This is a genomic window from Prosthecochloris sp., assembly GCA_015482705.2.
Classification (GTDB): Bacteria; Bacteroidota; Chlorobiia; order Chlorobiales; family Chlorobiaceae; genus Prosthecochloris.
Map to the genome: position 1 here is coordinate 30,477 of JADMLA020000043.1, position 13,041 is coordinate 43,517.

The window sequence follows — 13,041 nt, forward strand, 5'->3', positions numbered from 1 at the left end:
ATATGAACAGGCATAGAATAACAGAGCCGAACCACCTGACTTCATGATTGAACTGCAGGATGTAACATTACGATACGGAAACCGGGAAATCCTCAACAAGGTATCCCTGACTATCGAAGATAACAAGATCAAAGCGGTTCTCGGCCCGAGTGGAGTTGGAAAAAGTACCATCCTGAAACTCATTTTAGGTCTTATCAAACCGAATTCCGGCAGAATTCTGATTGACGGCGTCGATATCACGCTGCTTAAAGAGTCTAAAATGTATCCTATCCGGCGTAAAATGGGAATTGTTTTCCAGGGCAATGCACTTTTCGATTCGATGACAATCAGTGAAAACATGGGATTCTTCTTACGAGAAAACCTCAAGTTGTCGGAACAAGAAACGGAGCAGAAAGTTCGCGAGCAGATAGCGTTTGCAGGGCTCGAAGGGTACGAAGACGCCCTGCCGGAAAATCTGAGCGGAGGGATGAAAAAAAGGGTTGCCATAGGTAGAGCACTGATTTTCAATCCCGCAATGATACTGTTTGATGAACCGACGGCAGGACTCGATCCGGTCAGTTCAAAAAAAATTCTCGGCCTGATCAGCTCTTTGAGGCAAAAAAACAACCTTGGCGCCGTTATCGTCACTCATATTATCGACGATGTTTTTCAGGTCGCAGACAATGTCGCCGTTCTCTACAAGGGTGAAATCATTTTTGATGACGATACGGAAAAACTGCACGACTCGACTCACCCATTCATACAATCGATCCTGTCGGACAAGATACTCGAACAATAATTATCAATAACCGTTTGTAATGAGAAACCCTAATACACTCAAATGGAGCGACCTTAAAACAGGTATCTTCTTTGTGATCGGTCTTGGCCTTGCTGCTTATCTCGGCCTCGTTGTCGGAAAGAACTCGAGTCTTTTCAAAAGCGTCACGAGGGTACAGATGATGGCACAAAACGTCGGCAGCCTGAAGGAAAACAACTTCGTATCGGTTTCTGGAAAAAAGATCGGTGTTGTATCGAAAATGGACTTTCTGAACCGTAACGATTCGCTTTACGTCCTTGTTGAAATGCGTCTTGAAGAAGAATTCGCCCCCATTGTCACAAAAGACTCCAAAGCCCGCATTATTTCGCTGGGAATTCTCGGGGATAAGTATGTCGATATCACAACCGGCACAGGAAAACCGGTAAAGGAAGGTGATTTCATCACGCTCGACGAAAGTGAGACAGGCCTGGACAACCTTACCGCTACCGCCGGGGAAGCTATAGGCCAGATCAACACATTGCTCGACAACATCAATAACGGCAAAGGACCTTTAGCCAAACTGCTCGGCTCCGAAAAAATGGCGGGTGACCTCGAAAAAACAATGGAGAACCTGAAAACAGTATCGGCAGAACTCACGATGTTCACACGTGAATTGCAAAATGGCAAAGGGCTGCTTCCCAAACTCATCAAGGATAAGGATTTTGCCTCCGAAACCGAAGACACAATCACCAACATCAAACAGGTCGCTGCAAGAACGGACTCACTTATGCAGAAACTCAACAGTGAAGAAGGCACCATCGGGCAGCTTCACTCGAATCCGGCACTGTATTCCAATCTCAATGAAAGCCTTGCCGATCTCGATTCACTGCTTATCGATCTGAAGGAAAATCCAAAGCGTTACGTACGTTTTTCGTTGTTCTAACCCATTGCGGAGCGATGTTTACCGTTTGAACCATGAAACCACAGAAGAGGCTGTATATATTTCTGGCCGCTGTCCTGTTCGCAACCTCACTCCATGCAGCGGCAAGCGCCGCGAACAGGTTCGAAGCGGTCGAGACTCTGGTGGAACAATCGATTGCCGACAATGTTTTTCCTGCAGCGAGCATCGCCGTCATATACAGGGATAATGTGGTTTTTCATAAGGCGTTCGGCCATATGACATATGGTAAAAACTCACCTCCTGTCGATACATCGACCATTTTCGACGTTGCATCTCTGACCAAACCGATAGTCACGACAAGCATCGTCATGCAGCTCAGCGAAAGGGATTCGCTGAACTTGGATGCACCCGTATCGAGTTATATTCCCGAGTTTTCGCAAAGCGGAAAAGAAAATGTCACCGTAAAAAACCTGCTCCTGCACAATTCCGGGCTCATTGCCCACAGATTCCTGATCAAAACATCCCGAACAGCCGATGAAGCTATAGCCTCCATCTACAATGAACCGCTTCGAACCCAGACAGGAACAAAGACAACATACAGCGATCTCGGTTTTATCACTCTCGGTAAAGTTATCGAGCGGGTGACAGGCAATTCACTCGAGGAAAACTTCAGTGTACGCTTTTCCAAGCCTCTCGGCATGCAATCGACCTTGTTCAACCCTCCGAAGGCTCTTCATCCACGGATAGCACCAACGGAAAAAGATACTCTTTGGTCCCTCACCAAACCGAGGCCACTCGTACACGACCATAATGCAGCTCTTCTTGGAGGAATTGCCGGGCATGCCGGACTTTTCTCAACAACCGAAGACCTTCTTGTATTTGTGCATATGCTCCTTCAGGAAGGCCGTTACGACAACCGTGTTTTTTTCTTACCTTCGACCTTGAAACGCTTTACCCGAAGAAACCTGGGTTCGCGAGCTCTAGGCTGGGACCTTCGATCTCTTAACGGGAGTTCCTCATCCGGTCAATATTTTTCCGCCAGAACGTACGGACACCTTGGCTATACAGGCACCAGCATCTGGATAGACCCCGAAAAAGAACTTGCCGTCATAACGCTCACCAATCGGGTTCACCCCACATCGGAAAACACCAAAATCCGCAGGTTCCGCCCCCTCCTGCACGACGCGGTCGTTAAATGTCTGGATCTTGACGAATAAGTGAAACGTGATTCTTGAGGGCGGCATGACTTCTTTCTTCCCGTCATTCACGGGCCCGCGCCACCCTCCTTGTCATCCTCACGGGCCTGCCACCTTCCCGCCCTGTCATCCTCGGGCAAGCGAAGCGCGACCCGGGGATCCATCTTTCAATGAACGTCATCATGGATGCCGCATCGAGTGCGGCATGACTTCGGAAGGCTTAAATTCCTATTCGGGGGAGCATGACCTCTCCCACCATGCTATCCTCGCGGGCCTGCCCCTTTCCCTCCCTGTCATCCTCGGGCAAGTGAAGCGCGACCCGGGGATCCATCTTTCAATGAACGTCACCATGGATGCCGAATCGAGTGCGGCATGACTTCCCGCCATTCCCCATTACCGATTACCTACAACCCCGTTACCTTTCTTACGAGGAAACGGATGTTCGAATCGGGAGTCATCAATAAGCGGGCGAAAAAAAACCGGCCAAATTGGCCGGCGATTAGCTCTATGCCAGCTGCAGATCGATCGTCCTGCGCTGCATGTCCACTTTCAGAATCTTCACCTTGGTGCGATTGCCGATCTGCAGTCTTTTTTTTCTGCGTTTGCCGATCAGCGAATAGGTCGATTCATCATATTCGTAGTAATCGTCCGTTAAATTTTTCATATGCACCAGACCTTCTATCGCGAACTCTTCAAGCCTGACGTAAATGCCGAATTCAGTTGCACCCGAAATGATTCCCGAATACACTTTTCCCACATGGGACGACATATACTCGACCTGCTTCAGCTTGATGGACTCGCGTTCAGCTTCCATAGCGCTCTTTTCCCGCTCGTTGGCAACCTGACAAACCTGATCGATTTTTTCGGAAATATCGGTCAGCCGTTTTGAAGGAATCTTCCTTCGGCTTTTACGGTAAGCTTCGTATTCAAATAACAGGCGATGAACGACCAGGTCCGGATATCGTCTGATAGGAGAGGTAAAATGAGTATAATACTCGAAACCAAGTCCGAAATGCCCATCGTTTGCACTGGTATACTGGGCCTTGGCCATTGAACGCAAAACCAGTTCATTGACCAGGAACTCGACGTTGGTGCCATGCACCTGTTTCAGGAGATCACGGAGAGCTTTTGAGCTGATTTTCGGCACCCCTCCCTTCCCTTTACCGTTCAGTTGAATATTGTAGCCGATCTTACGGACGAAATTTGCAAGAATACCAACCTTTTCCTCCTGCGGCGAACCATGCACCCTGTATATGGATGGGTGACCTGCCTTGTTTTTCAGTGCGAATTTCGTGCTGATATATTCAGCGACCTTGCGGTTGGCGAGGAGCATGAATTCTTCGATCAACCGATGACTGTCGAGCCGCTCTTTCTTTACCAACTCGACCGGTTCACCCTTACTGCCAAGCTTGAATCGTACCTCCTCTGTTTCAAATTCAAGCCCGCCTTCGCCGAGTCTTTTATCCCGAAGGGTTGTGCTGATTTTGTCCAGCAGACTCAGCTCCCTGAAATATTTCCCCTTGCCGTTGTTGAGCACTTCCTGGACATCTTCATACGTAAAACGCTTTTTTGAATTGATCACGGTCTTCGCAAACTCGTGCTGCATAACCTCTCCGTTCGCTTTCATTTTGAAGAAAACGGAAAACGCCATACGATCAACACCGGGATTGAGACTGCAGATCTGTTCGGAGAGTCTCGATGGAAGCATGGGAATAACGCGGTCGACCAGATAAACCGAAGTGGCCCGTTTCAGTGCTTCCCTGTCAAGCGGAGAACCTTCTTCGACATAATGCGATACATCCGCAATATGCACCCCGACTCTGTAAAGCCCCCTCGAGAGAGTCTCGATGGAAAGAGCATCATCGAAATCTTTCGCATCGACCGGGTCTATGGTAAACACCGTCTTACCACGGATGTCTATTCTGCCATCAATATCGGAGTCTGAAATAGTTTCACTCAGAGATTCAACATAGTCGAGCAGCTCCTCATCGAAGGTTTCATCGATCCCTCTGCTCCTCGCTATGGCGCTGACTTCCACCTCCGATGCCCCGGCTTCACCAAGAACCTCAAGAACAACGGCTCGTATATCCCCGTTTTTCTGAAACTCGAGATTACCTGCAACAACTTTCTGACCGTCGATCGCACCTCCGGAATCCTTTATCCTGACGTTGATCTGAGGCAGAATTTTCTTCAGGTCCGGCACCAGAACAAATTTCCGGTTTTTACGAACAAGCGTTCCTACGATCGTATGCAGAGCCCGTTTGATGACTTTCGTAACGAGGCCTTCACATCGCTGATGAGGAGTTTGTTGAGATTGATAGGTTTTGGGAACTTTGGTAACCAAAACCTCGACCTCGTCACCATGTATCGCATCACCGAGAGATTCAGCTTTGATAAAAATATCGTCATCGTAACCTTCGACCTGCACAAAACCATATCCATTGGGATGGGTTATGATTGCACCGGTATACAGCTGATCAACTTTGTAATGTTGTTTATCCGGTCGGGGAAATTGCCTGGTCTGGACGAGCACGTCCTCATAGGTAGGAAGCTCCTGTCCGGCAAGCCCGTAACAACGCTTCGAATCCTTATCGAGCACCCCCTCTTCCTGCAGCTTGTGCAGTACATACCAGAACCCTGGAAGATGCCGGGATTCCTCGTAACCAAGAGTCTTGGCAAGCGCTACGGAACGAAACCGTTCACCGTCATGGTCCGATAAAAAATTGATGATCTCGGAAGCAATCGATGCTTCACCTTTCCTGACCAGAAACTCGTTGATCAGAATATGGTCGTTCGGCTTGACCCGCTTTTCACCGGGTGAATGAGGAATGCTTTTCTTTTTTCTTTTCGGCGACTTCGTCTTCTGGTCCTTCTTTCTTCTTCCCACGCAATAATCTTTTTTAATAATTTTCAATTGAACAATGACTTTCAGCAATCATTCATCATCAGGTATACACTTCCTTTCACCGTTTAATGAACACAGAAGGCATTTTTCCTACACAAACGTCATGACCCCACCTGCTGCAACGCAGAAGCAGCCTAAGTTGTTAATATTAAAAAAGAAAATCTTCATAACCAATTATGTTTCAAACATTTCACATGACACTGCCGTCATCATCGACCGTTACACCATGGAGCGACACCACCATCACGGCCCGGTAAAAAACATTGGTATAGCTTTTTTCTTACTCTCGGGTTCACCGTGATTGCGATAATCGGCGGGATTGTCACCAATAGTACTGCTATTCTCGCTGACGCCGTACATGACCTTGGAGACTCCTTCACCCGGCGACAGGTGTGGCGTTTTTTGAAAGACGTTCTCATGAAAAAGGAAACGTCAAGTACACCTACGGTTTCCGTCGGTTCTCCCTGTTAGGAACGATAATCAGTACCGTTATCCTGCTTGGCAGCTCATTCTATATCATCCTTGAAACTTTGCCCGGAATAGCTTCCCCTGAAAAACCCGATGCACAAGGAATGGTTCTGCTTGCGATATTCGGTATCGTTGTAAACGGTACGGAGATGACCGGCACACCGTGTTTTCCGTTCATCTTGAAGTCGACACAGACCTTACGCCGAAGGAATACAACCGGGTAAAAGAGATGATACACAATCTTGTCGAAAAATACGGCATCTCTCACTCAACTGTCGAAATCGAGTTTCCAGACGAAACCTGCAGAAACATCGATAACGATGCTTGTAACTACTGTTCCTTGCGGATCTTTTCGGCAAGGTTTGTAAGCCTTCCCTTCGCTTCACTGTTGCTCACTGCGGCCATAAGTGCTTTGTACTGCCCGATGATCATGACGAGCTTCTTGCCGCGTGTGACCGCCGTATAAAGAAGATTACGCTGAAGAAGCATATAATGCTGCATCGCCAGAGGAATAACCACCGCACAGTACTCCGATCCCTGACTTTTATGAATGGTGGTCGCATAAGCCAGCGCCAATTCGTCAAGTTCCCCGAACTCATACTCGACCTGCCGTTTATCGAAATCGACAACAACGTTGTTTTCCTCTTTATCGACTGAACGGATAACACCTATATCTCCGTTGAATACCTCTTTATCGTAGTTATTGACGAGCTGAATGACCTTGTCATTTTCGGAGTACTCGGTTCCGAAACGTACGACACCGTTCCCGCTGTCGGGGTTCAGCTCTTTTTGCAATGCCGCATTGAGAGCATTCGTACCGAGTCCTCCGCGGTTCATCGGCGTCAATACCTGGATATCTCTGACAGGATCGAGTCCGAACCTGAGAGGAATACGTTTCAACACCACTTCAAGCAATTTCGTGTGAATATCGTCCTGTTCTCCTGCAGGCACAAAATAGAAGTCGGTGAGCCTGTCACGGTCATTGTTGAGCGGCATTTCTCCCCGGTTGATTCTGTGAGCGTTGATGATAATCCCCGACTCGGCAGCCTGACGGAAAATCTCGGTCAACCGCACGACAGGAACAACCCCGGAAGAGATGATATCGCCAAGAACCGCACCCGGACCGACTGAAGGGAGTTGGTCCGCATCGCCTACCAGAATTACGGCGGCATGTTCCGGTATGGCAGCGAGGAGCTTTCCCATGAGCAACACATCGATCATCGAAGACTCGTCGACAACGACAAGATCTGTATTCAGGGGATTGTCCCTGCCACGCTTGAAATCGAATGTGTGCGGATCGAACTCGAGGAGACGATGGATGGTTTTCGCTTCAAAACCTGTCGATTCCGCAAGCCGTTTCGCTGCCCTGCCGGTCGGAGCGCATAATGCGACGTTCAGCCCCTTTGTACGAATGATCTGCAGAATGGTGTTCACCAATGTTGTCTTTCCGACACCGGGTCCACCGGTAATCACAAGAAACTTGCTGCAAAGCGCGAGCTTCAGAGCTTCTTCCTGTGATGCTGAAAGCTCCAGACCGGTAAGCTTTTCCGCCTCTTCGAGAGCCTGACCGGCATCGACACCGCCCCAGGGCAACTCGCCCATGCTCAACCGCCGAACCGATACGGCAACGCTGTTTTCCGCCCTGTAGAGTGGCGCGAGATAGATACACGGAACACCGTTTATCTCATCCCGGACAAGCCCACCGCTCACTATTTCTTCCTTTACAGCCTCTTCAATAACCTCACAGGAAACTCCAAGAAGTTCAACCGACTTCTCGATGAGCCGCTCTTTTGTCACCGCACAATGGCCGTCACCTGAAAATTCCTGCAAGACATGGCGAACCCCTGCACGAGCACGTAGAGGAGACTCGGGAGATGTTCCCAATCTCGATGCGATCGTGTCCGCGGTTTTGAAGCCAATCCCCTGAATATCGAGAACCAGGCGATAGGGATTCCCGGTAACGGTCGTGATTGCCCTGTCACCGTATATTTTATAGATTCTCACCGCTCTTGCCGTTCCAACACCGTGCGATTGCAGAAAAACCATGATATCCCTGACCGCCTTTTGTTCCTGCCACGCCTCGACAATCATTTCCTTGCGTTTTTCACCGATTCCCGGCAAACAGCACAATTTTTCAGGATCGTTTTCGATAACCGAAAAAACCTTTTCCCCGAACGCATCGACAAGTACCTTTGCGAAGTGCTGCCCTACCCCTTTCACCATACCCGAAGCAAGGTATTTTTCAATACCTTCCGTTGTTGCCGGAGGAACCACCGTCAGTTCACGAGCCTTGAACTGCATCCCGTAAGTCCTGTCATTGATCCATTCACCGACACATTCCACGAACTCGCCTGAAGAAACAGCAGCAACATACCCCGTAACCGTGACCGGTTCACGGCTGCCTTTTACCCGAACTCGCAGAACGCTGAATCCTGAATCTTCACTGTGAAAAACGATTCGCTCTACGGTTCCCGATAGACGTTCGATTTTAGGATCTGCCGACAAGGATTCCTGCATGTGCATTCATTTCTTGTACACTTTCTGCAAAGCAGCGTCAAGCTGCTCGAGTGTCATTTCTTTTTTTCCATTGCTGCTTACTGACGGATAGGATGCCGAAACCGGCGAAGGAGAAGAAGAAAATACAGGACCGGATACAGAAAATGCAGAAGATGTTTTCACCTTTTCAGGACCACTACTCACAACAGTAACCACTTCATACGTTCCGGGCTGGATATCGTAAGGCAGAAAAAACTTCGTTGTACTGCTTGAATATCCTGTTGGCCTTGACACATCGCGGATAACAGGCGCCATAACGGGACGTCCGTTATGCTGAATGATACGTTTTTCCCTGACCGTTACATTTCGTTCACCTTGAGAAGACCGCAGGTAGTAATCTACCGTAGCGGTCAACATGTCTCCCGGTTTTGCAACTCCCGGAACGATAGTGGAATTGTCTATCCGCACCACGTCCTCGTCAATAACACTGAAAGTCACCCTGTTTTTTTGTTCATGCTGACGAACGAGCTTCACTTCGTAGCTCCCCTGTCTGAAATTATAACAGCACGAATCCAGTATCTCACCCGCTTCATGTTCCAAAACAATATTCCTTTCCCGAATAGACTCACCGTTGTGATGCCATTGTACAACAAAAGAGTTGTCCCGAGTACCGACACCTCTGTATTTAACATAATAATACAGCGGCCTCGTTCCTGAAGTGAAAAACCCGCTCCGCCTTGCAAAACCGCTGCCGGTTATGTTGTCCGTCACCAACGCACCGACAATATGTATATCACCTGTACTTTTTTCATCACGAGAGGAATCCGGTTCTGGCTCCTGAATGTACTGTCGATACTCACGGTCGATGTCTCTTCTCCGCTCTTCATACTGAGCGGCTGCAATCTCTTTACGATTCCATTCTTTTTCCAACCCGCAGACTTTCTCCTGATACTCGTCGAGATATTTCTGCCGTATAGCATATTCAGGATCATCGAGTTGTAAAGCGGCATCATAGTCGATCATGTCGAATGAATGGAGTATGTTCCGACCAAGACATTCGATACCGCGAACCAGCGAATTTCCGGGAACGAAACTGAATAACGAAAACCCTGTAATGAGGATAGCAACTATTTTGGACGTTTTCTCATAGCGTATGAGGGTGTAACTCCCTCCCCACGTCAATGCAAACAATACGATCGTCATAGCCATCAAACGACTCACCCCGAGCTCGGAGAAAAAAAACGGAGCGGCGAATCCCAGGATAGCCATCAGGTGAAGGTAGAACACTAGAATTCCGAGACTTACCGACTTTTTCTTTCCGAAAACCGCCTTGACAGAATCAAAAAAGAAGCAAAGCGAACCGGCACACGCACCTGAAAGAACAAAAACCACCGCTGTAAGCCCGGACCATCCCAGGTACATCGACAGAAAGAGCAGAACAACCAACCCGGCTAGGATAATCAACAAAGCACCAAAAAAAGAAACGTTCACTCCTGCAAGGGAAAAAGAGCGTGATTGTAAACGCTCCAACACCTGTTTTACATCCATTGAAACTCCTTGTAGCCTACCACCTTATTCCGGTCATTTTTTCCGATTTCTCCCATAGTTCGCCTGCAACGGCCATATCCCTTGAACGCCTGCTCGAACGAACCCTCACAGGATAACCCCGTACCTCACCTCTGCCGTCAGGCCCGAAATACTCTCCACCATGAACATCGGGGGCAGTTGCGGCATAAAGCATGGGTAACGCACCCATTTCAGGAGACTGGGCGAAAAATTTATTCAGCGGTGCAAGCCACCCCTGATGCCTCTGCAGCTCAGTCGCAGCCCACCCTGGATGCGCCGCGACCGAAAGCATGTTCAAGCCTTCATCATCGAGACGCCGCTGCAGTTCTTGCACAAAATAAAGATTTGCCAGTTTACTGTCACCATATGCCTGCCACCTGTTATACTTCCGTTTTTCCCAATTAAGATCGTCAAAATCAAGCGTTCCAAAAGAATGAGCACCACTGCTTACCGTGACTACCCGGCTGGCCGGTACATTCTTCAACTCATCGATCAGCAGAACCGTCAAGGCGAAGTGTCCGAGGTGATTCGTACCGAACTGCAGCTCGAAGCCGTCTGCCGTTTTTCCATACGGGCAAGCCATAACACCGGCGTTGTTGATCAACAGGTCAAGGCGAGAATACCGTTTTTTGAATCCCTCGGTGAACCGCCTTACCGATGCAAGATCGGCAAGGTCGAGTTCCATGACCTCAACTTCCGCCCGAGTGTTTTCCCCCCTGATCTTTTCCCGCATAACAGAGCCCTTCGCGGGATCGCGTACAGCCATCACAACCGTTGCTTTTTTTTCCGTAAATACTCGTGCAATCTCAAAACCAAGCCCGCTGCCGGCTCCGGTCACTATGACAACCTTGCCACTTTGATCGAGCATCAATCGGGTATCCCATTGTTCGTTTTTTGCCATGATCAATCGATTTTTGGCCCGAAAAACAGGCGTTCAACAGAAGCAGATCATCTCCAAACCTCCATAACACAACCTTCGATTCAGAACGGTCTTATTATAAGTTACCAACAAACCCGAAAAAATCTCTTCCCATAGTACTTCACCTGTGCCCTCACCGGCACAGCTCTCCTATCCTGGCAGAAACCCCTTCTTCGACTGAACAAGAATATGAGTATATTGACAACAAGATAACCTCTTTTATCTTGTTGCGGAGCAGAAACCTGAACCCCGATAGATTGAACTGTATGTGAAACCGTGCTTTTCCGACAGTGAGAGTTCAAGATTGAAGCGTGATTTTTTCCATGATTCCCCGACCGACTCAAATTTCAATCCATAATGCAATTTCTTATTGAAAAAGCCTCTTCTCATGACCGTGAAGCTGTTCTCAACGTCATGGAACCATGGAATATGCACCATGTTCCTTCCGCCGAAATGCCCGAGATCGATCTGTCGTGCTTCTTTGTGGCGCGAGTATCGGGGAATATCGTCGGGGCTGCCGGCTACAGGGTCTCGACACCTGAAAAAGGAAAAACAACACTGCTCGGCATCCTGCCGGAATTTTCAGGAATGGGCATAGGCCGGGCTCTCCAGGATGCAAGACTGCAAGCAATGTATGCTGCCGGTATCAAAACGGTGGAAACAAATGCCGACCGGATCGAAACGATACTCTGGTATAAGAAACATTACGGTTACCATGAAATCGGATCATTGAAAAAAATCTGCGATTTCAGTCTTTCCGATGTCGACCACTGGACAACGCTCGAGATGAATCTCGACGCTTACATGAATACGAAAAACGATCGTGAGACACGGCGGAAAACCTATATAGACCGCAACGACCCGCATCCCTTATCGACCTACGAACCTCTGATCATCAATGCTTGCCTGACCGGGATGGTACCGACAAAGTTCAGTAACCCTCATGTTCCAATACATCCCGATGAAATCATCGAAGATGCCGTCAAGGTATTCGATGCCGGCGCGAGAATCGTTCATCTCCATGCCAGGGATGAAAACGGCGATCCAACTCCGGATGCCAAATATTATGAAAAAATCATCGGTGCAATCAGAAAAGAACGGCCGAAAATGGTTTGTTGTGTCACCACATCCGGCAGAAATTGGAAAGAGTTCGAGCAGCGATCCGAAGTCCTGTTTTTAAGCGGGCGAGCCAAACCCGATATGGCGAGCTTGACACTCGGATCCCTGAATTTTTTTACAGGCCCGAGCCTCAATTCGATCGAGATGATAGAACGCCTCGCCATGACCATGACAGAACAGGACATCAAACCGGAAATGGAGGTGTTCGATACCGGGATGATCAACCTTGCAAAATACCTCGAACGCAACAGGCTTATTGCAGGAAAGAAGTATTTTAACTTACTTTTCGGCAATATCAACACTGCACCGGCAACGATAACGAGCCTTGCCTTGATGACCCAGGCGCTACCGGAACATTCCGTTTGGGCAGGAACAGGACTCGGACAATTCCAGCTCCCGATGAATACGGCCGCAATTGTCGCAGGAGGTCATGTACGGGTGGGAATAGAAGACTCGGTTTATTTTGATTACCGGAAAGAAACGCTGGCAACCAATGAACAGCTTGTCAGAAGAGTTGCACGTATCGCTGAAGAAATGCAGCGGCCGCTTGCAACTCCGGAACAAACAAGACAATTGATCGGCTTGAAAATAGAGGATTGAGGGGTAACACTACCATGCACGCAGAAAACGAAATGTACGTCAACAGGTTGTATACAAATAACCGTCACGAGGGTACTGTGACCGGAAATCCATTCATGCTGAATCTGAACAACCGTTTGCAACACGGTATTCGGC

The 13,041-nt window shown here is 48.5% G+C and carries 10 protein-coding genes; 6 read left to right on the top strand and 4 right to left on the bottom strand.

The features are described from left to right. Positions 1–43: 43 nt before the first annotated feature. From QZ209_RS12080 to QZ209_RS12090, 3 genes are read left to right on the top strand one after another with little or no spacing between them, the layout of a single operon-like run. Positions 44–778, top strand: a complete 735-nt coding sequence (locus QZ209_RS12080; RefSeq protein ID WP_294348354.1) for an ATP-binding cassette domain-containing protein — start codon at positions 44–46, stop codon at positions 776–778. Between the two features lie 19 nt (positions 779–797). After that, positions 798–1,679, top strand: a complete 882-nt coding sequence (locus tag QZ209_RS12085) for an MlaD family protein (protein ID WP_294348356.1) — start codon at positions 798–800, stop codon at positions 1,677–1,679. 32 nt (positions 1,680–1,711) lie between these two features. Then, positions 1,712–2,854, top strand: a complete 1,143-nt coding sequence (locus QZ209_RS12090) for a serine hydrolase domain-containing protein (protein ID WP_294348359.1) — start codon at positions 1,712–1,714, stop codon at positions 2,852–2,854. 484 nt (positions 2,855–3,338) lie between these two features. Here QZ209_RS12090 and rnr read toward each other — a convergent pair whose 3' ends face one another. After that, the gene (gene rnr, locus QZ209_RS12095) at positions 3,339–5,720 is read right to left on the bottom strand and encodes a ribonuclease R (RefSeq protein ID WP_294348362.1); all 2,382 of its coding nucleotides are present in this window, start codon (positions 5,718–5,720) and stop codon (positions 3,339–3,341) included. A gap of 315 nt (positions 5,721–6,035) precedes the next feature. Here rnr and QZ209_RS12100 point away from each other — a divergent pair, with 315 nt between their 5' ends. Next, a complete protein-coding gene (locus QZ209_RS12100) occupies positions 6,036–6,209 on the top strand; it encodes a hypothetical protein (protein WP_294348364.1) in 174 nt (57 codons plus the stop codon). Beyond that, positions 6,131–6,430 carry a cation transporter gene (locus QZ209_RS12105; protein WP_294348367.1) on the top strand — a complete coding sequence of 100 codons (300 nt, stop codon included), beginning with the start codon at positions 6,131–6,133 and terminating at the stop codon, positions 6,428–6,430. Before QZ209_RS12100 ends, QZ209_RS12105 begins: the two co-directional genes overlap by 79 nt. 106 nt (positions 6,431–6,536) lie before the next feature. On the opposite strand, the gene QZ209_RS12110 is transcribed toward QZ209_RS12105, so the two are convergent. The 3 genes from QZ209_RS12110 to QZ209_RS12120 are packed head-to-tail and all read right to left on the bottom strand — an operon-like array spanning position 6,537 to position 11,169. After that, positions 6,537–8,723 (bottom strand): ATP-dependent RecD-like DNA helicase, encoded by a 2,187-nt coding sequence (locus QZ209_RS12110; RefSeq protein WP_294348372.1) that lies wholly within the window; start codon positions 8,721–8,723, stop codon positions 6,537–6,539. 6 nt (positions 8,724–8,729) lie between these two features. Continuing rightward, positions 8,730–10,250, bottom strand: a complete 1,521-nt coding sequence (locus QZ209_RS12115) for a hypothetical protein (protein ID WP_294348374.1) — start codon at positions 10,248–10,250, stop codon at positions 8,730–8,732. 16 nt (positions 10,251–10,266) lie between these two features. Beyond that, a complete protein-coding gene (locus QZ209_RS12120) occupies positions 10,267–11,169 on the bottom strand; it encodes an SDR family NAD(P)-dependent oxidoreductase (RefSeq protein ID WP_294348378.1) in 903 nt (300 codons plus the stop codon). A gap of 375 nt (positions 11,170–11,544) precedes the next feature. Here QZ209_RS12120 and QZ209_RS12125 point away from each other — a divergent pair, with 375 nt between their 5' ends. Then, entirely contained in the window at positions 11,545–12,906 is a 1,362-nt protein-coding gene (locus QZ209_RS12125) for a GNAT family N-acetyltransferase (RefSeq protein ID WP_294348381.1), read from the top strand. The last annotated feature ends 135 nt before the right edge of the window (positions 12,907–13,041 follow it).